We start from the raw sequence: 22,622 nt of genomic DNA, 5'->3' as shown, positions 1-22,622 counted from the left end.
CTGGCGGGCTACTCGTCGAGGATGATGTCGCTCGCGCGCAGCGCGCGCTGCTCGGCCTCATCGAGTTCGAGGACCGTGCCATCCGACCCCAGCCAGTACCACGCGCTCAGGTCGGGGCCCGGCGCGTCGCGGCGGGTGAGAGTGTAGGTGACGCCATCGAGCTCTTTGGTGTTCATGCCCCCGACTATATCCGTGCTTTGAGTTCGCCGCGGCGGCGGCCCACTACCACCCGGGGGGTTCTGCGGCAAGGGTGTTCCATCGTGAGAGCCAGTCGATCAGGCTGGGAAGCGTCGCATTGCAACGCATACGAGGAAAGGTGGAAACCATGAGCACGCGCAAGCAAATCAAGAAGGCCGCAGAAGCCACGGCTTGGAACCCTATGAAGACTCTCAACGCGTGGGGAGTGCGAAGCTCGCACGCTTACAGCCTGGGCCTTCTCTCAGTGGGGGTGTCATTTCTGACCTGGGTGCTCTCGCGCGGCAAAGGTGATGAGAGGCCGCAGTCGGACCGCTGGGGGCTTTTCATCGGTGAGTGGGCTCCGACACTGTTCGCGCTTGGAGTGGGGCTCAAGATCGAAGAGGAGTCTTGAGCGAAAGCCCCTCACCCTGCGCGGAGGCACGACCACAGCAAGTGCCCCCACTGGGATTCGAACCCAGACTGTGCCGATTTTAAGTCGGCTGCCTCTGCCGGTTGGGCTATGGGGGCAACGCCACAATCTTGCCACGCGCTCACCTCGGCCCGCGCACGGCTAGGCTGGGGCGATGGTTTTCGGCAAGGCACTGCTCGTGATCGTCATCGTCGTCACGATTCTGCTTGCGCTGTTTTTGCGTGTTCGCGCGTGGCGGGCGCGACGGGCTCAGGAGCGGGCGGTGTGGCAGGCGGAGCTTGACCGGGATCTGCGCGGCGGCTGACGCCACATCAGCTCCGCAGCACGACCCCTGCTGAGACCGAGTCCCGTTCGGGCGCCGGGCCCACCAAGCCCTTCCCGTCGATGCCCGCCACCCCCTACACTGCGATACATGACACTCGATCTCGCCGCTGCGGAGGTGCGGGCTGCGGCCGAGCGGCACCCCTGGCGCGATGCGGATCGCTTTTGGCACGCCCTGGACGAGGCGACGCGCGATCGACCGGCGCCGGTCGTCGCGTTGAGCGTCGAAGCGTTGAGCTACAACGCGCATGATCTGCTGCGGCGTGCTGGCGGGTTGCCGATCCGCGTTGCCAGCAAGTCGGTGCGGTCGCGTCCGGTGCTTGACGCGGTGCTTGCGCTGCCGGGGTTTCGGGGTGTGCTGGCGTTCACGCTCGCGGAGGCCTTGTGGTTGGCGTCGAGCGTCGATGATGTGGTGGTGGGGTATCCCACGGCTGACCGCGCGGCGCTTGCGTCGCTCGGCCGCGATGAGCGGGCGGCGGCTCGGGTCACGGTAGTGGTCGACAGTGCGGATCAGCTCGACTTGATCGACGCCGCGGTCTCCCCGAGTGAGCGTTCGCCGATCCGCGTGTGCCTTGACCTCGATGCTTCGTGGCGCACCCGTGCGCTCGGGCATCTGGGGGTGCGACGTTCGCCGATCCGCACCCCAGAGCAGTTGCGGGAGCTTGCTGAGATCGTTGCGCGGCGGCCTGGCTTCGAACTTGTCGGGGTGATGGCATACGAGGCGCAGATTGCGGGAGTGGCCGATGCGCCCGCCGGTCGGGGCGCTGAGGGTGCTCTGTTGCGGGCCGTGCAGCGGGCGAGCGCTGCGGAACTGGCGGATCGCCGCGCCGCAGCGGTTGCGGCGGTGCGCGGGGTCGCGGAGCTGGAGTTCGTCAACGGTGGTGGCACGGGTTCGATCGAGCGCACGGTTGCGGAGTCGGCGGTGACCGAGGTTGCGGCGGGCAGCGGGTTGTACGGGCCGCACCTCTTCGACCACTACCGCGCCTTCGCGCCGGCCCCGGCGTTGGCCTTCGCGCTCGATGTGGTGCGCAAGCCTTCGCCTGATCTGGCAACGCTGCTCGGCGGCGGCTGGATCGCCTCTGGCCCCGCGGCGCCCGACCGTCTGCCGCTGCCGGTGTGGCCGGCCGGGCTCGGCTTCGAACCGCGCGAGGGTGCGGGGGAGGTGCAGACCCCTGTGCGGGGCGCGGCCGCGCGCGATCTGCACGTGGGCGACAGGGTGTGGTTGCGACATGCCAAGGCGGGCGAAGCGTTGGAGCACACGGCCGATATTGTGCCGGTGCGCGCTGACGGGACGGCGCTGCCGCCGATCCTGAGCTATCGAGGAGAGGGGCGGTGCTTCCTGTGACCGGGAGACAGAACGAGCAGTCGGCGCTGGGGCCGCACGCCCGCTGGCACACCAGCTGGATCAACTGGGCGCGCACTCAGCGCTCACGGCCCGAGCTTGAGATCGTGCCGCGCGACGTTGCGCAGATCGAGCTCGCGGTGCAGCGCGCTCGGGAGACGGGTCGCACGGTGAAGCCGATCGGCGCCTCTCACAGCTTCACGGGTATTGGTGCCACTGATGGGATCCGCATTGATATGAGTCGCCTGCGGGGCCTCGTGTCGGCCGATCCTGCCCGCGGCCGCGTCACCCTGTGGGGTGGTACGCACCTGTGGGAGTTGCCTGCAATCCTGGGTCCGCTCGGTCTTGCGCTTCCCAATATGGGTGACATTGACAGGCAGACGATCACGGGCGCCACGCAGACGGGCACCCACGGCACCGGTGTGCGGCTTGGTGGTCTCGCGACGGGTGTGGTGGGCGCGACGATAGTGACGGGCGCTGGTGAAACCCTGGTGATTGATGAGGATCATCATGCGGAGCTGCTGCCGGCGGTCGCTCTTGGGCTCGGCGCGCTCGGGGTGCTGGTGACGGTGACGCTGCAGTGCGTGCCGCGCTATCTGCTTCGGGCTGAGGAGGCGCCGATGCCGCTTGATGAGGTGCTTGACGGGTTTGTGGAGCGCACGCGACAGGTGGATCACTTCGAGTTTTTCTGGTTTCCGCACACCCGTGGCGCGCGTACGAAGACCAACACTCGGTTGCCGTTCGATGCGGATCGCGCGCCGTTGAGCCTTGCCGCCCGCTTCGCCGATGAGGAGCTTGCCAACAATGTGGCGTTCGGTGCGTGCACCGCGATCGGCGGGGTGCTGCCTGCCGCCATTCCGCGCATCAACAGGCTGATCGAGTCGCTGTCGAGCCGACGTGTGTACAGCGATGAGTCGCACCGGGTGTATGTCACGCACCGCCGGGTGCGGTTCCATGAGATGGAGTTCGGCTTGCCGCTCGAGGCGGTGCCTGATGCGGTGCGCGAGCTGCGTGCGATGATCGAGCGGCGCGGCTATCTGGTGTCGTTCCCGGTTGAGGTGCGTGCGGCTGCTGCTGATGGTCTGCTGCTGTCGACGGCGCATGGGCGGGACACCGGGTATGTGGCGGTGCACCGGTATTGGAAGGATCGGGATCGCGGCTATTTTCGTGACGCTGAGGCGATTCTGGCCGCGCATGGCGGCCGCCCGCACTGGGGCAAGATGCACACGCAGACTGCTGACTCGCTGCGTGAGCGGTATGCGGCGTTCGATGAGTTTGTGGCGGTTCGGGATCGGCTTGATCCTGACCGGCTTTTCACGAATTCGTATCTGGAGCGGGTGCTGGGGCGCTGAACAGATTTGGGTGTCTGTGCGGGTGGCAAGGCTCGCCGCGTGCGGTCGCTTGCGCCTCGGCGTGACCGCGGTGGTGAGCGCCCCGTATCCTCAGTATTTTCATTGCCTTCGTGGCATATGATGCACACATGTCTGGTGGATTGATTGCCCTGCTCATCGCAGCTGGCGTGCTCGTGCTGCTGATCGGCTACGTCTGGATCACATACAACTCTCTCGTTACGCTGCGTGTGCGCGTTGACGAGGCGTGGAGCGATATCACGGTGCAGTTGAAGCGTCGTGCCGATCTGATTCCCTCGCTGGTTGAGTCGGTGAAGGGCTACGCTGCGCATGAGAAGGGCGTCTTCGAAGACGTCACGAAGGCCCGCGCCGAGACCATCTCTGCGCAGGGCCCGGCTGAGGCTTCCGCCGCTGAGAACCACATGCAGCAGGCGCTGAAGAGCATCTTCGCGGTGGCTGAGGCCTACCCGCAGTTGCAGGCCAGCCAGAACTTCCTTCAGCTGCAGAGCGAGCTCGTCGACACCGAGAACAAGATTCAGGCTTCGCGCCGGTTCTACAACGGTGGCGTGCGCGAGTACAACACCAAGATCCAGGTGTTCCCCAACACGCTGTTCGCCCGCGGCATGGGCTTCACCGAGCGTGAGTTCTTCGAGGTCGAAGACGTCGCCTCGATCTCCGAGCCGCCGCGCATCCAGTTCTAACCGGGGCGGTCCGTGTACAGCGCGATTCGCCGCAACAAGGTCAACAGCGTCCTCATCATCCTGCTGTTCGTCGCCATCATCGGTGCGCTCGGCTGGATGGCGGCTTACATCTACAACTCGCCTGGCATCGTCATTACCGTGGTGGTGTTCGCGGCTGGGTACGCGCTGATTCAGTATTTCGCCGCTGGTCGGCAGGCGATCTCGATGAGCGGGGCGCAGCGCATTACCGAGGCTGACAACCCGCGTCTGTATCGGATCGTCGAGAATCTCTCCATCACCACGGGCACGCCGATGCCCGAGGTGTACATCGTGAACGATCCGGCCCCCAACGCGTTTGCGACGGGCCGCAACCCTGAGCACGCGATGGTGGCGGCCACGACAGGCCTGCTCGACATCATGACCGACTCCGAACTCGAGGGCGTCATGGCCCACGAGCTAGGGCACGTGCGCAACTATGACATCCGCGTTTCGATGATCGTGTACGGCTTGGTCGTGGCGATTGGCATGCTGGCCGACATGTTCATGCGTATGGCGTTCTTCGCGCGCGGCAATAACAACAACGGCAACCCTGTGGTGCTGATCTTCGGTCTGGTCGCGATGCTGGTCGCACCCCTGATTGCCTCGGTCGTGCAGTTGGCGGTGTCACGGCAGCGCGAGTATCTCGCCGACGCCACGGGTGCGCTCACGACTCGCCACCCTGAAGCGCTTGCGAGCGCGCTGCACAAGCTTTCCGAGTATGGCCGGCCGTTGCAGAAGCAGCAGTCGAGCATGGCGCATCTGTGGATTGCGGATCCGCTGAAGCCCGGCCTGATGAGCCGTCTGTTCGCGACCCACCCGCCGATCCCGGATCGTATCCGCCGTCTGCTTGACATGGGCGGCAAGTTCTAGGGGCTCCATCCGGGTCTTCCCGCGTCAAGCCCCTGCCGCGGCGGGGCGCGGGGGCGTAGGGTAGGGGGCACCGAACCGAGGAGGTCGCCCCAGTCGTGTCGAACATGTTCCGCTCCCTCTCGGTGCGCAATTACCGCATCTGGTTCACGGGAGCGCTCGTGTCGAATGTGGGCGCTTGGATGCAGGCGACCACCCAGAACTGGGTGGTGCTGACCGAGCTCACCGACACGAATGCTGCAGCCGTCGGGGTGACGATGGCGTTGCAGTTCGGGCCGCAGTTGCTACTCGTGCCGTTCAGCGGTGCGGTGGCGGATCGCTTCGACCGTCGTCGGGTGCTGCTGGTGACGCAATCGCTGCTGATGCTGCTTGCGGCGGCGCTGGGTCTGCTGCTCATTACGGGGCAAGCGCAGCTGTGGCATCTGTACGGCTTCGCACTCGCGCTCGGCGTGGTGAACGCCTTTGATACGACCTCGCGGCAAGCTTTTGTCTCTGACCTGGTGGGGCCGACGCAGCTGTCGAATGCGGTTGCGCTCAATTCCGCGTCGTTCAATTCGGCGCGCCTGGTGGGCCCGGCTGTTGCTGGGGTGTTGATCGCGGTTGTGGGTTCGGGGTGGGTGTTTCTGATCAACGCGGCGTCGTTTGTCGCGGTGCTGGGGGCGTTGCTGCTGATCGATTCGCGCCCTGAGCGTGCGGATCGCGGATCGCGGGAGTCGCAGTGGCGTCAGCTTTCGGCAGGGTTTCGGTATGTGCGTGCGAGACACGACCTGCTCGTGATCTTTGTGATGGTGTTCTTGGTGGGCGCGTTCAGCATGAATTTTCCGGTGATCTCGTCGACGATGGCTGTCGAGTTCGGCAGGGGTGCCGGAGATTATGGGTTGCTCTCCTCGATTCTCGCGATCGGTTCGTTGTCGGGGGCGCTGCTTGCCGCGCGCCGGCCGTCGGCGCGCATGCGGGTGGTGATTCTTGCGGTTGGCGGCATCGGGGTGGTGAGCCTGGTGGCGGCGGTCATGCCGACGTTCTGGACCTTCGCGGCAACGCTCGTGTTCTTCGGTCTTGCGATCTCGACGATGCTCACCACGGCCAATGGGTTTGTGCAGACCACGGCGGCACCTGCGGTGCGGGGCCGTGTGCTGGCGCTGTACATGGCGGTGCTGATGGGCGGCACTCCTGTGGGGGCACCGCTTGTGGGTGCTGCGGCCGATGCGCTTGGCCCGCGATCCACACTGTTCATCAGTGCGGTTGCAGGTTTCGCGGCGTTCGGCGTGGGCGTGGCGTGGCTGTTCACGGAGCGTCGTCTGCGCTTCCACCGCGACGGAGGTATGCGGTTGCGGGTGACCCACGCCGGGCGCCCCGGCGTTGACGATGATCCTGCCAGGCAGACCGAGACGCTGACGGCCCCGCTCGCAGTGCTGCGCCGCGAGGGCGAGCTGATCGGGGCGGGGGAGTCAGCCCCTCAGGACGGCCTGGCGGCGGGCCCGGCGACGGGGATGGTGCGGCTGCCTGATCCGCCCCCTGATGCCGTCGCGGATGCTGATATGCAGGTTCCCCTCGAAGGCGATCAGGAGCCGCGTTTTGGCCCCCGTAACACCCGTGATGATTCTGGGGCTGGGCCCGATGATGAATATCCTGCGGCTCGGCCGTGAGCGGCTGCTGATCTGCGCCGATTCGCGGGTAGGCTATGTGTCGACCCCGCGGTTTCGACCGCATGTTCTCTGACGATGGAGATTTGATACCGGTGAGTGACTTCTTGTCAGCACAAACCCGCACCGAAACGGATTCGCTCGGCAGTGTCGAGATTCCGGCTTCAGCGTACTGGGGGGTGCACACGGCTCGCGCTCACGAGAACTTCCCCATCGCGCGACGACCCATCTCGGTGTACCCCGATTTCATTCGCGCTTTCGCCTGTGTGAAGCAGGCTGCGGCTCGCGCCAACCTTGAGATCGGAGCACTCGACGAGCAGCGCGCCACCCTCATCGATCGCGCCTGCGAAGAGATCAAGACCGGCATGCTGCACGACCAGTTCGTGGTTGGCGTGGTGCAGGGCGGTGCGGGCACCTCGACCAACATGAACGCGAACGAGGTCATCACCAACCGCGCGCTCGAGCTGGCGGGGCACCAGAAGGGCGACTACGCCTTCATCAACCCCAACGACCACACGAACCGCAGCCAGTCGACCAACGACACCTACCCGACCGCGATCAAGATCGCGCTCGCGTTCTCGCTCACGAGCCTGCTCGACGAGCTCGCGCTGCTCGCAGACTCCTTCGCCGCGAAGGGTCGCGAGTTCTCACACATCATCAAGGTGGGCCGCACCCAGCTGCAGGATGCCGTTCCGATGACCCTCGGCCAGGAGTTCAACGCATTCGCCGTGACCCTGCGCGAAGACATCGAGCGTCTCACCGAGGCCGTCTCGCTGCTGCGCGAGGTCAACATGGGTGCGACCGCGATCGGCACCGGCATCAACGCGGCCAAGGGCTACAAGGAGACCGTGATCCGCCACCTGCGCGAGAACACCGGCCTTGAGCTTGAAACCGCCGGCGACCTCGTCGAGTCCACGAGCGACACTGGCGTGTTCATCACCTTCTCGGGTGCCCTCAAGCGCAGCGCGCTGAAGCTCTCAAAGATCTCCAACGATCTGCGTCTGCTCTCCTCCGGCCCGCAGGCGGGTCTCGGCGAGATCAACCTGCCGGCGCGCCAGGCGGGTTCGTCGATCATGCCTGGCAAGGTCAACCCGGTGATCCCCGAGGCGGTGTCGCAGGTCGCCTACTCGGTCGCGGGTGCCGACGTCACCGTGTCGATGGCGGTCGAGGCCGGTCAGCTGCAGCTGAACGCCTTCGAGCCGATTATCGCGCACTCGCTGTTCCAGTCGATCACGTGGCTTGAGCGCGCCTGCCAGACGCTGCGCGTCAACTGCGTCGACGGCATCACCGCGAACGAGGAGCGCCTCGCCGACACCGTTTCGCGTTCGGTCACAGTGATCACCGCGCTCGCGCCGGTGATCGGCTACGCCGAGGCTGCGAAGCTCGCGAAGGAGGCGCTCGCGACCAACGAAAAGGTCTCCGAGCTGGTGGTCTCCCGCGGCCTGCTCGATGAGGCGCAGCTCGCCGATATTCTGCAGCCGCAGAAGCTCGCGGGTCTCGCACCCGAGACCGGGGTCATCGACACCGTGGGTGGCGCTGCGCCGGAGAAGACCGAGGACGGCGAGACCGCCGACGAGGTCGACGAGCCCCAGGGCGAGTAAGCCACGGCACATCGCGACGGAGGGCGGCGGATCGGTGATCCGCCGCCCTCCGTTCGCGTTCGGGGCCCGGTTCGGCACACGACGAAGGGCGGGCGGATCCGAGGATCCGCCCGCCCTTCGTCTTGCGCTGCCGCTATTCGGCTGCGATGCAGTGGGAAGTCAGTGCGCCGATGCCCTCAATGGTCACGGTGACGTCGGTGCCGGGGCGCAGGTAGAGCGGGGGCTTGCGCGAGCGGCCAGCGCCACCGGGGGATCCCGTCGAGATGACGGTGCCGGGCAGCAGCGTGAGCGACTGCGAAATCGAGGAGATGAGCTGCGCGACGGTGCGGATCATGAACTCGGTGGTTGAGTCTTGCACGCGCAGATCATCGACGTCGGTGGTGATGCGCAGCACCTGCGGATCTGGAATCTGATCGGCGGTCACCACCACGGGGCCGATCGGGGTGAAACCGTCGAACGACTTGCAGCGCGACCACTGTGGCTCCTGGAACTGAACGTTGCGGGCCGTGATGTCGTTGATCGCGGTGTAGCCGAAGACATAGTCGAGCGCTTCTTCGGGGGAGACGTTCTTGGCGGCGCGGCCGATCACCACGGCCAGTTCGCCCTCATAGTCGACCTCTTCACTGATGTGCGCCGGAAGCGGCACTTCGCCCTCGTGGGCGCCGAGCGAATTGGGGAAGAGCGAGAACAGCACCGGGCCTGAATCGTTGTCGAGGCTCAGCTCGCTGGCGTGCTCATCGTAGTTGAGGCCGACAGCCAGCACGATGGGGGCGCCGATGGCGGCGGGAGCGAAGACCGCGTCTGCGAGCGGAGCCCAGGCGTCTTCCGGCAGTTCGGCGACTGCGCTGCGCAGACGATCAAGCTCCTGCGGGCCGGCCTCGATGAGGTGCTGCAGGGTGGGGTATTCGGCGCCGAGGCGTCGAACCGGTGCGAAGCGGTCGTCGTGCACGACGACGAGCTCGGGGAGGCCGGAGGGGGAGAGGATCAGGTGCGCGAATCTCACGTCTCCAGCGTAGCCGAGAAGGCGCCGAGCCTGTGTTTCGAGCGGTTCTCTCACGTGTCGATGCGTGATCTTTGTGGGGAGCGCACTGCTGCGGATTGTGCCGCGCTGCCGCGATCCGCCACCGAATGCAGGGTTCCCCGAGAGCGAACGCGTGAGCGACGCCCCGCGGGATCGGACAGAATAGAGGAATGAGTGAATCAGCCATGACCAAGCCGGAGATCGAGTTCCCCGACGGGCCCGCCCCCGCAGAACTGCAGATCGTCGATCTCGTTGAAGGCACCGGCGAGGAGGCGCTTGCCAGCTCGACTGTCGACGTGCACTACCTCGGAGTTGAGTACGACTCGGGCGAAGAGTTCGACTCCTCGTGGAGCCGTGGCGAGTCGATCAACTTCCCGCTGCGCGCCCTCATCCAGGGCTGGCAGGTGGGCATCCCCGGCATGAAGGTCGGCGGCCGCCGCAAGCTCATCGTGCCCCCGGCGCAGGCGTACGGCGTCTCGGGCGGGCACCCCCTCTCGGGCAAGACCCTGATCTTCGTCATCGACCTGCTGGGTGTCAGCTAACCCGGTGCGCAGGACTCGTTGAGCCATTGAGCCCGCCCCCCTCGGGGCGGGCTCTTTTGCGTGCACCCTGCCCTCCTTGCTTCCTTCCTTGTGCACCGATCGACATTCGTGCACCGAAAACCCAAGAAGCGAGGTGCAAGAACATCGATCGGTGCCGCACGGGCCGGGCACCTCAGCAATCCGTGCACCTCAGTGATCCGGGCGGCTCGGCGGTCCAAGGGCACGGATGGTAGCGTTGCTGTGTTCAGCGAACGTTCAGCTTGAGAAACGGAGCCACGGTGGCAGAGGCGAGCCAGGAGACGACGAAGCAGGCCGCGGTGGCGGCCGAACCGAAGGGAGCGCTTGACCGCTTCTTCCACATCACGGAGCGGGGGTCGACATTCGGCACCGAGATCCGGGGTGGGCTCGTCACCTTCGTGACTATGGCGTACATCGTCATTCTCAACCCGATCATCCTCACCAGCGGCGTCGATGTCGAGGGCAATTCGCTCTCGTTCCCCGCTGTCAGCGCGGTGACTGCGCTCACCGCGGGCGTGATGACGATTCTGTTCGGTCTCGTCTCGCGTCTGCCGTTCGGTTTCGCGGCCGGGCTCGGCATCAACGCCTTCCTCGCCTTCTCGGTGGTGGGTCAGGTGACTTGGCCTGAGGCGATGGCGCTGGTGGTCATCAACGGTTTGCTCATTGTGCTGCTTGCCGCGACGGGCTTGCGCCGCATGATTTTCGACGCGGTGCCCGTCGAGCTGAAGCTTGCGATCACGGTGGGCATCGGCCTCTTCATCGCGTTCATCGGTTTCGTCAACTCTGGCTTCGTGACGGCGACCGGCCAGGGCTCGCCGCCCGTGGGCCTCGGCGTGAACGGCTCGGTCTTCACTGTGCCGACGCTCATCTTCGCGATCACCCTCGTGCTCACCGGCGTGCTCGTGGCAGCCAAGGTGAAGGGTGGCCTGCTCATCGGTCTTGTGACCGGTACCGTGATCTCGGTGATCGTTGAGGCTATCGCGCAGCTCGGGCCCCGCACCGGCGCTGACGGCGAGATCGCGAACCCTGGCGGCTGGGGCCTGACCGTGCCCGAGCTGGGCGGCGCCCCGTTCGGCGTGCCCGATCTCAGCCTCGTGGGTGCGGTCAGCTTTGATCTCGGCCGTGTTGGCGTGGTCACCGTGGTGATGCTCGTCTTCACGCTGCTGTTCACGAACTTCTTCGACGCGATGGGCACGATGACGGGTCTGTCGCGTGAGGCCGGTCTTGCCGATGCGCAGGGCAACTTCCCCCGACTGAAGTCGGCGCTGGTGGTCGAGGGCGTCGGCGCGATCGCGGGCGGCATGACCTCGTCGTCGTCGAACACGGTCTTCATCGAGTCCGGCGCCGGTATCGGCGAGGGCGCGCGCACCGGCTTCGCCAACGTCATCACCGGTCTCATGTTCCTGCTGGCGATGTTCTTCACGCCGCTCACCCAGATCGTGCCCACCGAGGTCGCCGCGGCGGCCCTGGTGATCGTCGGTGCGCTGATGATGGCCCAGATCAAGAACATTGACCTCAGCGACTTCCGCGTGCTGCTGCCCGTCTTCCTCACCGTCGCGGTCATGCCCATGACCTACTCGATCGCCAACGGCATCGGCGCGGGCTTCGTGGCCTGGGTGCTGATCCACGCGCTCAGCGGCCGCGCGCGCAGCATTCACTGGCTGCTGTGGGTCGTCGCGGCGGGCTTCGTGGTCTTCTTCGCTCGTGGCCCGATCGAGGCGTTCCTCGGCGTATAACGTCACGCACGATCAAGCCCCCGGATCCGCCATCATCGTGGACCCGGGGGCTTCGTCGTGTCAGCGCACCTCAGTTGCCGAGGATGCGCTGGTATGCCTGCGAGTAGCGGTTGTCTTCTTCTGCGGTGAGGGAGCGCATGTCGAAGATGCGCTTCGACATGTCTTCGTCGGGGAAGATGAGGGGGTTTTCGGCGAGCTCCGGGTTGATCTTCGCCATGGCCTCTTGCGCGCCGGCGACGGGGGTGACGTACTGCACGTACTCGGCGACCTGGGCTGCCACTTCGGGCTCGTAGTAGTAGTCGATGAGCTGGTGCACCTGTTCGAATGCCTCGGTGGCTGTGGGCATGCAGAACGAGTCGATGAAGACTGATGCGCCGGAGTCGGGCACCACGAACTTCCAGATCTCTTCGCCGGCGTCTTCGTTGAGGATGGCGATGTCGCCTGACCAGGCCATGCCGGCCCAGACGGTCTCCTGTTCGAGATCTTGCGTGTAGGAGTTGCCTTTCACGGTGGCGACTTGGCCGCTGTCGATGTGCTTCGCCGCGACTGCGAGCGCGGCTTCGAACTCGTCGTCGCCCCAGTTGCCTTCGATGTCGACGCCTTGTTCGAGCATGATGAGGGCGAGGGTGTCGTCTTGCTCGGTGAGCAGGTTGACTTTGCCTTTGAGCTCCGGCACCCACAGGTCGGAGACTTCGCGCACGCCCTTCGGGTAGAGCTGCGTGTTGTAGACCAGCCCGGTCATGCCTGCTTGGTAGGGGATCGACCAGCTTCGATCCGGGTCGAATGAGGCGTGCTGCACCATGTCGATCATTTGCGCGTCGACGTTCGGCATGAGCGAGCGGTCGAATTCGGTGAGCTGGTCTTGTTCGAGCAGGCGCACGAGGGTGGTGTCTGATGGCACGATGACGTCGTAGCCAATGTCTTGCTTGAGTTTGAGCTGGTCTTTGATCTTGGCGATGAAGGTTTTGTTGTCGTCGATGTCTTCGAAGTATTCGACGCGGATGTTGCTCTGTTCCATGAAGACGTCGAGTGAGGGCCAGTTGCCTGTCTCGTCCTCGTAGTCGAGGTAGTAGGTCCAGTTGGCCCAGCGTACAGTGCCGCCGGAGCCGTCGCCGGGGCCGCTGGGGCCTGCGCAGGCGGCGAGTGATCCCATGCCGAGCAGTGCTGCTCCGACGGTGGTGCCGCGCAGCAGTTGGCGGCGGTTGAGCTGGGTGGCCCTGGCGCGGTTGATGAGCTCGCGCACGATGGGGTCAGCGGGCTGACGGAGCATGTTCCCTCCTTTGGAAACTGCGTCGCTGTTGCGACGTCTCTCTCACCCATCCTCACATATCCCGGCGGGGCAAATCCATGTCGCTGTCATTTTCATTGACATGCGGATCGCGGGGGCGGATCACCGCGCCCCCGGCCGCGCACCGAGCCGGGCGCGGCTCAGGCTCCGAGCACGAGGCCTCGCAGTTCACCCACCAGCTGGGCGTCTGCCGCGAAGAATCCGGGTTCTCCCGGTGCGGTGGTGTCGTCGACGCCGATCACCGTTGCGCCGGCTTCGCGGGCGATGAGCAGTGCCGCGGCGTAGTCCCAGGGCTGCAGGCCGTGCTCGTAGAAGGCATCGAGACGGCCTGCCGCGAAGCTGCAGATGTCGTAGGCGGCGGATCCTGATCGCCTGATGTCCCGCACCTTCGGCAGCGTGCGTGAGAGCATCGCCGCCTGTTCGGTGCGGCGCTCGGCCGTGTAGCCGAAGCCGGTGCCCACGAGCGCGGTCGTGAGTTCGTGCTTGCCCGAGATCGCGAGGGGGGAGCCGTTGAGGCGTGATCCGCCGCCCTGCCACGCCTCGAAGAGCTCACCTGTGCGCGGCGCGAACACCGCACCCGCGATCGCGCGTCGACCGTCGGCGCTCGCTGCGGTGTCGGGCACGGTAGCCGCGATGCTCACCGCGTAGGCGGGCAGGTCGTAGAGGTAGTTGACGGTGCCGTCGATCGGGTCGATCACCCAGGTGATGCCGCTGGTGCCCGTGATGCCCGCGCCTTCTTCGCCGAGCACGCCATCGTCTGGTCTTGCGGCGAGCAGCGCTTCGACCACCATCTGCTCTGAGGCGCGGTCGGCTTCGGTGACGATGTCGACCTCGCTCGACTTGCTCGCGGCGACGGCAACGCCGCCGCGTCGCAATTCGAGGATGCGCTTGCCCGCCGCGACGGCGACCTCTGAGGCGATGCTGGCGAGCTGCTGGGCGTCGTGGGGCTGCGCGAGAGTCATGATCTGAGCCTAACGCCGATCCTGCGCCGGGTCATCGCAGCGCCGGCACCTCGTAGGCGTAGGCTTCTTCGCCGTGGGCGACGGCGTCGATGCCGCTCTCCTCGACTTCGGCAGGCACCCGCAGCCCGGTCAGCAGCTTCACGCCCAGTGCGATCAGCAGTGAGACGGTGAAGGAGTAGACCATCACGGCGAGCACCGAGATCGTCTGCACCAGCAGCAGGCCTGCGTCGCCGCCGGTGAACAGCCCGTCGTTGAAGGCGAAGAAGCCGAGATAGAGCGAGCCGATCACGCCCGCCACGAGGTGCAGGCCGACGACATCGAGGGAGTCGTCGTAGCCGAGACGGTACTTCCACTCGATTGCGAAGGCGCACGCGATGCCGGCGATGAGCCCGAGCAGCAGCGCCCACATCGGTGCCAGATTCGCAGCAGACGGGGTGATTGCGACGAGCCCCGCGACTGCGCCGGATGCCGCGCCGATCACTCCCGGCTTCTTGCCGCGCAGCACGTCGGCCACGATCCACCCCACGATGCCTGCGGCCGGCGCTCCCAGGGTATTGACGAGGATCAGGCCGGCCTCGCCGGTCTCTGTGGCGAGACCTGAGTTGAAGCCGATCCACCCGAACCACAGCAGTGCGGCACCGATCGTCACGAGCGGGATGCTGTGCGGTTTGTGCGATCCTGGCCCGAAGCCCAGGCGTTTGCCCGCGACGAGCGCCAATGCGAGCGCTGCAGCGCCCGCGTTGATGTGGATCACCGTGCCGCCGGCGAGGTCGATCACGTCGGGGGTGCCGAGCACGCTGCCCAGGTGCTGAATCCAGCCGCCGCCCCACACCCAGGCCGCGACGGGGAAATAGACGAGCGTGGCCCACACGCCCGCGAACAGCACCCACGAGCCGAGCCCCACCCGATCCGCTATCGCGCCCGAGATGAGGGCGGTCGTGATCATCGCGAACACGGCGCCGAAGCCCACACCGATGAAGTCGGCCGGGGCAGTGGCAATCAGGCCGAAGTCTTTGAAGGGGTCGCCTGCGAAGCCGCTCTCGCCCTCGGCAAAGTAGTTCATGCTGTAGCCGAAGAGGATCCACAGCACGCCGACGACGCCCATGGCGCTCACGCTGAAGAGCATCATGTTGACCACGGAGCGCACGCGCACGAGGCCGCCGTAGAAAAGGGCGAGGCCCGGGGTCATGATGAGCACGAGCGCGGTGCTCGCGAGTGTCCAGACGTCTTGCGGAGTGAGTTCCATGGCTGCTGCCTTTCTCTGCACCGGCCCGATCGTAGGCCGTCGGTTCGACAAGTGTGCGCTGCCACTGTTTCGGGGCTGTCTCTGAGGTGTCACGGTCGGGTCACGGGTGGGTTTCTGGATGGTCACATGCCTTCGGCCGGAGTTTCGGCCTCGGCCCTCGGTATGGGATCTGCGGCAGATATGGCGCCACTTGCCTCGGGCGTCATATCGACGGCAGATCTCATGCGGACGGCAGATCCATGTGGCGCAGGGCGAGCCCGAACACTACTTCGAGAAGCCCCGGGGGGAGTAAAGGTGCTAGGATGTACAGGTTGCCGTTAGAACGGCCGCGGATAAAGAGAGCCCCAGCATCCCGCTGATGGCGCCGCGCAGCAAGAGGAAGGGGATCCCTATGGCACTGGAAGCAGAAGTCAAGAAGGCGATCATCGAAGAGTACGCGACCAAGCCCGGTGACACCGGTTCCCCCGAGGTGCAGGTTGCGATGCTTTCGCAGCGGATCAAGGATCTGACCGAGCACCTGAAGACCCACAAGCACGATCACCACTCGCGCCGTGGCCTCCTGCTGCTCGTCGGCCAGCGCCGTCGTCTGCTGGGTTACCTCCAGAACGTCGACATCGCGCGCTACCGTTCGCTCATCGAGCGTCTGGGCCTTCGCCGCTAAGCGATCGCCGCTCAGGCTTACTGCAAGCGCCCCGCTCCTCTTCGGAGGAGCGGGGCGCTTCTGCGTGTGCGGGCCCGCCATAGATATAGACGGGGGACCGCCGGAAATCTGTCGCCAGGCCGTCACGGCGTGTCGCCGATCCGCTGCTGATCCGCAGCCGCTGATCCGCTGACCTTGTGCACCGCAAGCCGCGACTGCTGCCAGGCCTCCACCCGCACACCTCTCCCGCACGCCCCTCACGCACGCGAAAGCCCCCTCACCGCCGGCGTGGCCGGTGGTGAGGGGGCTGCGAACCCGAGACTGGTCTGGGGCGGTTACGCGCTCGAGATTAGATCTTCGAGGAGGCGTCCTTCAGCACGCTGCGGAGGATGCCGCCGATCTCTGCGAACTCAGCCGGACCAATGGTCAGCGGGGGAGCGAGCTGGATGACGGGGTCTCCACGGTCGTCGGCGCGGCAGTAGAGGCCGGCCTCCCACAGCGCGGGCGACAGGTAATCGCGCAGGAGTCGATCCGACTCCTCCTCGTTGAAGGTCTCCTTGGTGGCCTTGTCCTTCACCAGCTCGATGCCGAAGAAGTAGCCTTCGCCGCGCACGTCACCGACGATGTCGATGTCGAGAAGCTTCTCAAGCTCGGCGCGGAACAGCGGGCTGTTCTCGCGCACGTGGCCGTTGAGGTCTTCTTCCTCGAAGATGTCGAGGTTGGCGAGCGCCGCAGCTGCCGCCGCCGGGTGACCGGCGAAGGTGAAACCGTGGTAGAAGGTGTTCTCGGTCGAGTTGAAGGGCTCGGAAACCTTGTCCGAGACGATCATGGCGCCCAGGGGCACGTAGCCCGAGGTGATGCCCTTGGCCGAGGTGATGATGTCGGGCTCGTAGCCGAGGGCCTTCGACGCGAAGAAGTCGCCGATACGGCCGTAGGCGCAGATGACCTCATCCGAGACGAGCAGCACGTCGTACTGGTCGCAGATCTCGCGCACGCGCTTGAAGTAGCCGGGGGGAGGCGGGAAGCAGCCACCCGAGTTCTGTACGGGCTCGAGGAAGACAGCGGCGACGGTGTCGGGGCCCTCGAAGAGGATGGCCTCTTCGATGCGGTTCGCGGCCCACTGGCCGAAGGCCTCGAGGTCGTTCGAGGGGGCGCCCATCTCTTCTGCGCGGTAGAAGTTCGTGTTGGGCACGCGGTGACCACCGGGGGTCAGCGGCTCGTAGAACTTCTTCATGTCGGGGATGCCGGTGATCGCCAGGGCGCCCTGCGGGGTGCCGTGGTAGGCGACCGAGCGGGAGATGACCTTGTGCTTCATCGGCTTGCCCTGGATCTTCCAGTAGTGCTTGGCAAGCTTGAAAGCCGACTCAACGGCCTCGCCACCACCGGTGGTGAAGAAGACCTTGTTCATCTCGCCGGGCGCGTACGAAGCGAGGCGCTCCGACAGCTCGACGGCGGCGGGGTGTGCGTAGGACCACAGGGGCATGAAGTCGAGCTGCTGCATCTGCTTGGCAGCTGCCTCGACGATGCGCTGGCGGCCGTGGCCGGCGTTGACAACGAACAGGCCGGCGAGGCCGTCGATGTACTGCTTGCCTGCGGCGTCGTAGATGTGGTGGCCTTCGGCGCGGGTGATGACGGGGATGCCGTCGTTGAGCACCTTGCGGTTGGTGAAGTGCGGCCACATGTGGTTGCGGGCCGAAGCCTGGAGCGCGGCGGCATCCACGGCTGCAGTGGGATCGTAGGACATGGTTATCGTGTTCCCCAGTCGTATTTCTGTTTAGTGAGTTGGAGGTAGACGAAGCTCTCGGTCGCTGCTACGCCCTCGATCTTGCGGATCTTCTCGTTGAGCAGTTCGATGAGACCGTCGTCGTCCTCGCAGACAACCTCGGCGAGGATGTCGAAGGAGCCAGCGCTGAGTACCACGTAACTGATCTCCGGCATCTCGGCGAGACGGTCGGCGACGACCCTGGTGTCGCCGGAAACGCGGATGCCGAGCATTGCTTGTCGGCTGAAGCCGAGTCGCATTGGGTCGGTCACTGCAACGATCTGCATGACCCCGGCATCCGTGAGCTTTTGCACGCGCTGGCGTACGGCGGCCTCGCTGAGGCCGACCGCCTTGCCGATCTCCGCGTACGAGCGGCGACCATCGCGTTGAAGCTGTTCGATGATCGCCTTCGACGTTGCGTCGAGCGCTGGCGAAGTGCGTTTGCTGCTCACGCCACTGATTCTTGCAGTGAAATGCTGAAATAGCAAAGGAATCCGAAGAAAAGGGTGGCAAATTCTGCTTATCTCCGCCTCGTTGCTCAAGCAATGAGCGCTTCTCGTGCGCGGCTGGGAAGGCGGGGGAGGGTGCTGACAGCACTGTATCAATGCGCGCTGTGCAAGTGGAAGCGATGCTTCGGAAAGCGTCGATCAGGTGGTGGATCGATGCCGAGATTCACCGCCATGCACGAGTGAGGTAACCCTTTCGTGACGAAATGCCAGATCACGGGGCGGGGGCTTGGCGTCAGCCGCTTTTCTATGCCAGTCTCATGTTCAGACCCGGCAGTGCAGCCGTTCGCGTTGTCGGTCCCATCCGTGAGAACCAAAGGAGATACTCATGGCCCGTCAACCAGAAGATCCGATTGTCCGCAATATCGTTCAGATGCTGCGCGGGGCGCAGTTCAACAGGCGTCAGCTGCTGCGCGGTGCCGCGGTGGGGGCCGCGGGTGCCGGTGCGCTCGGCCTCTCAGCCTGCTCAGGTGGTGGCGGCGGTGGCGGAGACGGCATCGTCTGGGGCAACTGGACCTACTACCTCGACTTCGACGAGGCGACTGGCACCTACCCGTCGCTCGAGGCCTTTGTGCAGGAGGCCGGCTTCAACGTCGATTACATCGAAGACATCGACGACAACAACACCTTCTACGGCAAGATCAAGGATCAGCTGAAGCTCGACCAGTACACCGGTTACGACGTCGTCACCTTCACCGACTGGATGAACGCCCGCCTCATCGAGGCGGGGCAGGTGCAGGAGTTCGACTACGCCAACCTCCCCAATGTGAAGGCCAACCTTGTCGATGCGCAGTGGGATGCGCTCGATGTCGATCCCGGCCGCAAGTTCTCGATCCCGTGGCAGCTCCCCGCCTCAGGCTGGGTGTGGAACACCAAGGCGGTGCCGGAGGGCATTAAGACCCTCGACGATTTCCTGCGCCCGGAGCTGAAGGGCAAGGTCGTGGTGCTGAGCGAGATGCGCGACACCATGGGCATGGTGCTCGCCGGTCTCGGCTACGACCCCTCGGGCGACTGGGGCGACAAGGAATTCAATGAGGCGCTAGCGTGGCTCGCTGATGGGTTGGATAGCGGCCAGATCGGCAACGTCAAGGGCAACAGCTACACCCAAGATCTCATCACGGGCGACGCGCTCGCCGCGATGGCGTGGACCGGTGATGTGGTGATGCTCAACGCCGAGAACGACAATCAGTGGACCCTTGAGATCCCTGAGTCGGGTGGCATGATCGCGGCCGACTCCTTCACGGTGCCCAATGGCACCTCGGCGGAGGCGAAGAAGAAGGTCGAACAGCTGATCGACTACTACTACGATCCCGTCGTGATGGCCGAGGTGGCCAACTATGTCACCTTCATCCCGCCGGTGAAGGGCACGCAAGAAGCAATGAAAGAAATCAACCCTGAGAATGCCGACAACCCGCTCATCTTCCCGAGCGAAGCCGATTGGCAGCACTTGCACTCGTTCCGCAGTCTCACCGCTGAAGAAGACAAGCGCTATTCCACGGAATTCCAGAATGTGTTGGGGCTCTAACCATGGCAGAAAACTCACTTGCAACATCCGGCGCAGACCTCGAACTCGTCGGTATCCAGAAGCGCTACCCCGGTTTCACCGCTGTCGAGAACCTCGATCTGAAGATTCCGGCAGGCTCGTTCTTCGCACTGCTGGGCCCTTCGGGTTGCGGCAAGACCACAACGCTGCGCATGGTGGCTGGTCTCGAAGATCCCACTGAGGGGAAGATCCTCATCGGCGGCAAAGACATGACCGCGCTGAAACCGCACCAGCGGCAGGTCAACACCGTGTTCCAGTCGTATGCGCTGTTTCCGCACATGACGATTCTCGAGAATGTCGCGTTCGGTCTGCGCCGCCGCAAGGTCGGCGATCCGGTTGCGAAGGCGCATGAGGCGCTGCAGCTCGTCGAACTCGATCACATGGCGGATCGCAAGCCGGCGCAGCTTTCCGGTGGTCAGCAGCAGCGCGTGGCTCTTGCCCGTGCCGTGGTGAACCGGCCGGCGCTGCTGCTGCTCGACGAGCCGCTCGGCGCACTCGACCTCAAGTTGCGACGTCAGATGCAGCAGGAGCTCAAACAGATTCAGCAGGAGGTTGGCTTGACCTTCCTGCACGTCACCCACGATCAGGAGGAGGCTATGACAATGGCCGACACCGTCGCGGTGATGAACAAGGGGCGCATTGAGCAGATGGGTGCCCCTGAGGCACTGTACGAGTTGCCGCGCACCGTGTTCGTGGCGAACTTCCTGGGCAAGTCGAATCTGTTCGCGGTCGATGTGGTGGGCGGCACTGACACGGCGATCCACACCGATCTGCTGGGCACGCCGATCACGCTGCCCCGATCGCGCAGTGAGCGCGACAGCGGCGCGATCACAATCGGCGTGCGACCTGAGAAGTTGCGCTTGCACCGTGAGGCACCCGTAGACACTGCGGGCAGGAATGTGCTCGGCCCTGGCCGCATCACCGACGTCTCGTTCATCGGTGTCAGCACCGAATACACGGTCGAGGTGCCTGGTGCCGGAGCGGTCGAGGTGTTCTCGCAGAACGTCGAGGCCGGCCCTGCTGCGAGCCTCGGCGAGGAAGTCTGGTTGAGCTGGCACGTCGAGCACACCTTCGGCCTTGCCGATGATCGTCTCGACACCGGTGCGCTCACCGCCGATTTCTCGACTCGGGCGATTGCCTCGCAGGCGAGTCTCAGCGAGTAGGGAACGCACATGGCATTCACCGCGTTCTCCGGCAGCTCGAAGGCTGTCGAGCAGCAGCCCAATAAGAAGGGTCGTATGGCGCTGGTGCTGCTCGCACCGGGCATCGCCTACATGCTGCTCTTCTTCGTCGCCCCGTTCGTGCAGTTGGCGCTCACTTCGCTGCAGGTGCCGGCTGAGAGCGGCGGCATCGGCCAGTATGTGGCCGCTGTTCAGTTTTCCAACTACTGGGCTGCGCTGGTCGAGTATTGGCCGCAGTTGCTGCGATCCTTCGTCTACGCCCTCACTGCGACGATCATCGGTCTGTTGATCAGTTACCCGCTGGCGTATCTGATCGGTGTGAAGGTGCGTTCGAAGCCGATGCTGCAGGGGGTGCTGCTGATCCTCGTGGTTGCGCCCTTCTTCATCAGTTTCTTGTTGCGTACGCTCGCCTGGAAGTCGATTCTGCCGAGTGATCTCGTCGGTACGCATTTCTCGGTGATCTTCGGTCTGGTCTACAACTTCATTCCGTTCATGGTGCTGCCGATGTTTGCGTCGTTGCAGGCGCTCGATCTGCGTCTGCTCGAGGCGGGTTCCGATCTGTATGCCTCGCCGGTGACGACATTCCGCAAGATCACCTTGCCGCTGTCGATGCCCGGTGTGGTCTCGGGCACGCTGCTCAGTTTCATTCCGATGTCTGGCGACTACGTGAATGCGTCTCGCGAGTTCTTGGGCGGCACGGGCACCACGATGATCGGCAACGTGATCGAGTCGAACTTTTTGCAGACTCAGAACTACCCGATGGCTGCGGCGCTTTCGATCTTGCTGATGCTGATCATTCTGGTGTTTGTCGCCACCTATGTGCGTAAGAGCGGGGCGGAGGATCTGCTGTGAAGAAGTTCAGTCTCGGTAAGGGCTTTGTGCCTGTGATCGCCACGATCACGCTGATCTACCTGCTGCTGCCGATCGCCCATGTGATTCTGTTTTCGTTCAACGATGCGGGGCGCAACAACATCATCTGGCGCGGGTTCACGCTTGATAACTGGCAGAATCCCTGCGGAGCCCCGCAGGTGTGCCAGGCCTTCGGCAACAGCATTCTGGTGGGTGTGGTTGCCACGGTGATTGCGACCACGCTCGGCACGATGATCGCGATTGCGCTGGTGCGTTTCAAGTTCAAGGGCCGCTCGACGGTCAGCCTGTTGCTGTTCACGCCGATGGCCACCCCTGAGGTGGTGTTGGGCGCGGGTCTTGCCGCCCAGTTCTTGCTGGTGGGTGTAGAAAAGGGCATCGGCACGATCATTCTGGCGCACACGATGTTCTGCATCTCGTACGTTGTGGTCGCGGTGAAGGCTCGGGTCGCAAGTCTCAATCCCGCGATTGAGGAGGCGGGTCGCGATCTCTACGCTTCGCCTGCGCAGGTGTTCTGGCGGATCACCTTCCCGATGTTGCTTCCCGGCATTATCGGGGCGGCGCTGCTCTCCTTTGCGCTGTCGTTCGATGATTTCATCATCACGAACTTCAACTCGGGCACAGCGACGACCTTCCCGAAGTTCATTTATGTTTCGGCATTGAAGGGTGTGCCGGCGCAGGCGAATGTGCTGGCGTCGATTGTGTTCATCGGGGCGCTGTTGCTCGTGATCATCGTGCAGATGGTCAATATCAACAAGCAGAAGCGGTTGGCGCGTCGCTAGAGAACAGGGTTACCCATTTGGGCAGCTTCCCGCCGCAGATTCTGCGGCGGGAAGCTGTTGTTTTTGCGTCGGGGGCGCT

Annotated in this window: 22 protein-coding genes and 1 tRNA gene; 15 read left to right on the top strand and 8 right to left on the bottom strand. The window is 64.7% G+C overall.

From position 1 onward, the window contains the following. Positions 1–8 precede the first annotated feature (8 nt). Entirely contained in the window at positions 9–176 is a 168-nt protein-coding gene (locus WFI54_RS03760) for a hypothetical protein (protein ID WP_161608008.1), read from the bottom strand. Between the two features lie 149 nt (positions 177–325). On the opposite strand from WFI54_RS03760, the gene WFI54_RS03755 reads away from it, so the two are divergent. After that, positions 326–589, top strand: a complete 264-nt coding sequence (locus tag WFI54_RS03755) for a hypothetical protein (RefSeq protein WP_336651441.1) — start codon at positions 326–328, stop codon at positions 587–589. A gap of 42 nt (positions 590–631) precedes the next feature. On the opposite strand, the gene WFI54_RS03750 is transcribed toward WFI54_RS03755, so the two are convergent. Beyond that, a tRNA-Leu gene (locus tag WFI54_RS03750) sits at positions 632–705 on the bottom strand. Between the two features lie 56 nt (positions 706–761). Between WFI54_RS03750 and WFI54_RS03745 the strand changes: the two genes are divergently transcribed. From WFI54_RS03745 to WFI54_RS03715, 7 genes are all read left to right on the top strand, one after another. Next, positions 762–911: a hypothetical protein gene (locus tag WFI54_RS03745; RefSeq protein ID WP_336651440.1), complete on the top strand. Its 150-nt coding sequence runs from the start codon at positions 762–764 to the stop codon at positions 909–911. 108 nt (positions 912–1,019) lie between these two features. Next, positions 1,020–2,273 (top strand): alanine racemase, encoded by a 1,254-nt coding sequence (locus WFI54_RS03740; protein WP_336651439.1) that lies wholly within the window; start codon positions 1,020–1,022, stop codon positions 2,271–2,273. After that, positions 2,270–3,622 carry a D-arabinono-1,4-lactone oxidase gene (locus WFI54_RS03735; protein WP_336651438.1) on the top strand — a complete coding sequence of 451 codons (1,353 nt, stop codon included), beginning with the start codon at positions 2,270–2,272 and terminating at the stop codon, positions 3,620–3,622. Before WFI54_RS03740 ends, WFI54_RS03735 begins: the two co-directional genes overlap by 4 nt. 128 nt (positions 3,623–3,750) lie before the next feature. Next, complete coding sequence (locus WFI54_RS03730; RefSeq protein ID WP_336651437.1) at positions 3,751–4,320, top strand: LemA family protein; 570 nt, start codon at positions 3,751–3,753, stop codon at positions 4,318–4,320. Positions 4,321–4,332: 12 nt separating this feature from the next. Beyond that, the gene (locus WFI54_RS03725; protein WP_336651436.1) at positions 4,333–5,208 is read left to right on the top strand and encodes a M48 family metalloprotease; all 876 of its coding nucleotides are present in this window, start codon (positions 4,333–4,335) and stop codon (positions 5,206–5,208) included. A 104-nt stretch (positions 5,209–5,312) separates the two neighbouring features. Beyond that, a complete protein-coding gene (locus WFI54_RS03720) occupies positions 5,313–6,851 on the top strand; it encodes an MFS transporter (RefSeq protein WP_336651654.1) in 1,539 nt (512 codons plus the stop codon). Between the two features lie 62 nt (positions 6,852–6,913). Continuing rightward, positions 6,914–8,449 (top strand): aspartate ammonia-lyase, encoded by a 1,536-nt coding sequence (locus tag WFI54_RS03715; RefSeq protein ID WP_336651435.1) that lies wholly within the window; start codon positions 6,914–6,916, stop codon positions 8,447–8,449. Between the two features lie 133 nt (positions 8,450–8,582). On the opposite strand, the gene WFI54_RS03710 is transcribed toward WFI54_RS03715, so the two are convergent. Further along, the gene (locus WFI54_RS03710; RefSeq protein ID WP_336651434.1) at positions 8,583–9,452 is read right to left on the bottom strand and encodes a fumarylacetoacetate hydrolase family protein; all 870 of its coding nucleotides are present in this window, start codon (positions 9,450–9,452) and stop codon (positions 8,583–8,585) included. A gap of 188 nt (positions 9,453–9,640) precedes the next feature. Here WFI54_RS03710 and WFI54_RS03705 point away from each other — a divergent pair, with 188 nt between their 5' ends. Beyond that, entirely contained in the window at positions 9,641–10,012 is a 372-nt protein-coding gene (locus WFI54_RS03705) for an FKBP-type peptidyl-prolyl cis-trans isomerase (protein ID WP_336651433.1), read from the top strand. Positions 10,013–10,290: 278 nt separating this feature from the next. Continuing rightward, positions 10,291–11,766, top strand: coding sequence for an NCS2 family permease (locus tag WFI54_RS03700; RefSeq protein WP_442918349.1), 1,476 nt, complete (start codon positions 10,291–10,293; stop codon positions 11,764–11,766). A 70-nt stretch (positions 11,767–11,836) separates the two neighbouring features. Here WFI54_RS03700 and WFI54_RS03695 read toward each other — a convergent pair whose 3' ends face one another. The 3 genes from WFI54_RS03695 to WFI54_RS03685 all read right to left on the bottom strand — a co-directional run bounded on the left by WFI54_RS03695 (position 11,837) and on the right by WFI54_RS03685 (position 15,262). Beyond that, positions 11,837–13,036, bottom strand: a complete 1,200-nt coding sequence (locus WFI54_RS03695) for an ABC transporter substrate-binding protein (protein WP_336651432.1) — start codon at positions 13,034–13,036, stop codon at positions 11,837–11,839. A 158-nt stretch (positions 13,037–13,194) separates the two neighbouring features. Beyond that, positions 13,195–14,016, bottom strand: a complete 822-nt coding sequence (locus tag WFI54_RS03690; protein ID WP_336651431.1) for an inositol monophosphatase family protein — start codon at positions 14,014–14,016, stop codon at positions 13,195–13,197. 31 nt (positions 14,017–14,047) lie between these two features. Beyond that, positions 14,048–15,262, bottom strand: a complete 1,215-nt coding sequence (locus WFI54_RS03685) for an ammonium transporter (RefSeq protein ID WP_336651430.1) — start codon at positions 15,260–15,262, stop codon at positions 14,048–14,050. A 391-nt stretch (positions 15,263–15,653) separates the two neighbouring features. Here WFI54_RS03685 and rpsO point away from each other — a divergent pair, with 391 nt between their 5' ends. Then, positions 15,654–15,923, top strand: a complete 270-nt coding sequence (rpsO, locus tag WFI54_RS03680; protein WP_017885160.1) for a 30S ribosomal protein S15 — start codon at positions 15,654–15,656, stop codon at positions 15,921–15,923. A gap of 328 nt (positions 15,924–16,251) precedes the next feature. Here rpsO and WFI54_RS03675 read toward each other — a convergent pair whose 3' ends face one another. Then, positions 16,252–17,646 carry an aspartate aminotransferase family protein gene (locus tag WFI54_RS03675; RefSeq protein ID WP_336651429.1) on the bottom strand — a complete coding sequence of 465 codons (1,395 nt, stop codon included), beginning with the start codon at positions 17,644–17,646 and terminating at the stop codon, positions 16,252–16,254. Between the two features lie 2 nt (positions 17,647–17,648). Continuing rightward, on the bottom strand, positions 17,649–18,116 hold the full coding sequence (locus WFI54_RS03670) for an Lrp/AsnC family transcriptional regulator (protein WP_024357680.1): 468 nt from the start codon (positions 18,114–18,116) through the stop codon (positions 17,649–17,651). 382 nt (positions 18,117–18,498) lie between these two features. Between WFI54_RS03670 and WFI54_RS03665 the strand changes: the two genes are divergently transcribed. From WFI54_RS03665 to WFI54_RS03650, 4 genes are read left to right on the top strand one after another with little or no spacing between them, the layout of a single operon-like run. Next, positions 18,499–19,695 (top strand): ABC transporter substrate-binding protein, encoded by a 1,197-nt coding sequence (locus tag WFI54_RS03665; protein ID WP_336651428.1) that lies wholly within the window; start codon positions 18,499–18,501, stop codon positions 19,693–19,695. A 2-nt stretch (positions 19,696–19,697) separates the two neighbouring features. Beyond that, a complete protein-coding gene (locus tag WFI54_RS03660) occupies positions 19,698–20,876 on the top strand; it encodes an ABC transporter ATP-binding protein (protein WP_336651427.1) in 1,179 nt (392 codons plus the stop codon). Positions 20,877–20,885: 9 nt separating this feature from the next. Beyond that, positions 20,886–21,746: an ABC transporter permease gene (locus WFI54_RS03655; RefSeq protein WP_336651426.1), complete on the top strand. Its 861-nt coding sequence runs from the start codon at positions 20,886–20,888 to the stop codon at positions 21,744–21,746. Beyond that, positions 21,743–22,543 (top strand): ABC transporter permease, encoded by an 801-nt coding sequence (locus tag WFI54_RS03650; RefSeq protein WP_336651425.1) that lies wholly within the window; start codon positions 21,743–21,745, stop codon positions 22,541–22,543. Before WFI54_RS03655 ends, WFI54_RS03650 begins: the two co-directional genes overlap by 4 nt. The last annotated feature ends 79 nt before the right edge of the window (positions 22,544–22,622 follow it).

It is taken from the genome of Leucobacter sp. MMO-125, assembly GCF_037148395.1.
Classification (GTDB): Bacteria; Actinomycetota; Actinomycetes; order Actinomycetales; family Microbacteriaceae; genus Leucobacter.
The sequence above is the reverse complement of the archived record's forward strand: the minus strand, read 5'-3'. Positions and strand labels throughout refer to the sequence as shown.

Excerpts from the sequence above, each read along its gene's own strand:
- WFI54_RS03760 (WP_161608008.1), bottom strand. The coding sequence starts at position 176 with ATGAACACCAAAGAGCTCGATGGCGTCACCTACACTCTCACCCGCCGC.
- WFI54_RS03755 (WP_336651441.1), top strand. The coding sequence starts at position 326 with ATGAGCACGCGCAAGCAAATCAAGAAGGCCGCAGAAGCCACGGCTTGG.
- WFI54_RS03745 (WP_336651440.1), top strand. The coding sequence starts at position 762 with ATGGTTTTCGGCAAGGCACTGCTCGTGATCGTCATCGTCGTCACGATT.
- WFI54_RS03740 (WP_336651439.1), top strand. The coding sequence starts at position 1,020 with ATGACACTCGATCTCGCCGCTGCGGAGGTGCGGGCTGCGGCCGAGCGG.
- WFI54_RS03730 (WP_336651437.1), top strand. The coding sequence starts at position 3,751 with ATGTCTGGTGGATTGATTGCCCTGCTCATCGCAGCTGGCGTGCTCGTG.
- WFI54_RS03720 (WP_336651654.1), top strand. The coding sequence starts at position 5,313 with ATGTTCCGCTCCCTCTCGGTGCGCAATTACCGCATCTGGTTCACGGGA.
- WFI54_RS03715 (WP_336651435.1), top strand. The coding sequence starts at position 6,914 with ATGTTCTCTGACGATGGAGATTTGATACCGGTGAGTGACTTCTTGTCA.
- WFI54_RS03705 (WP_336651433.1), top strand. The coding sequence starts at position 9,641 with ATGAGTGAATCAGCCATGACCAAGCCGGAGATCGAGTTCCCCGACGGG.
- WFI54_RS03695 (WP_336651432.1), bottom strand. The coding sequence starts at position 13,036 with ATGCTCCGTCAGCCCGCTGACCCCATCGTGCGCGAGCTCATCAACCGC.
- WFI54_RS03690 (WP_336651431.1), bottom strand. The coding sequence starts at position 14,016 with ATGACTCTCGCGCAGCCCCACGACGCCCAGCAGCTCGCCAGCATCGCC.
- WFI54_RS03685 (WP_336651430.1), bottom strand. The coding sequence starts at position 15,262 with ATGGAACTCACTCCGCAAGACGTCTGGACACTCGCGAGCACCGCGCTC.
- rpsO (WP_017885160.1), top strand. The coding sequence starts at position 15,654 with ATGGCACTGGAAGCAGAAGTCAAGAAGGCGATCATCGAAGAGTACGCG.
- WFI54_RS03675 (WP_336651429.1), bottom strand. The coding sequence starts at position 17,646 with ATGTCCTACGATCCCACTGCAGCCGTGGATGCCGCCGCGCTCCAGGCT.
- WFI54_RS03665 (WP_336651428.1), top strand. The coding sequence starts at position 18,499 with ATGGCCCGTCAACCAGAAGATCCGATTGTCCGCAATATCGTTCAGATG.
- WFI54_RS03660 (WP_336651427.1), top strand. The coding sequence starts at position 19,698 with ATGGCAGAAAACTCACTTGCAACATCCGGCGCAGACCTCGAACTCGTC.
- WFI54_RS03655 (WP_336651426.1), top strand. The coding sequence starts at position 20,886 with ATGGCATTCACCGCGTTCTCCGGCAGCTCGAAGGCTGTCGAGCAGCAG.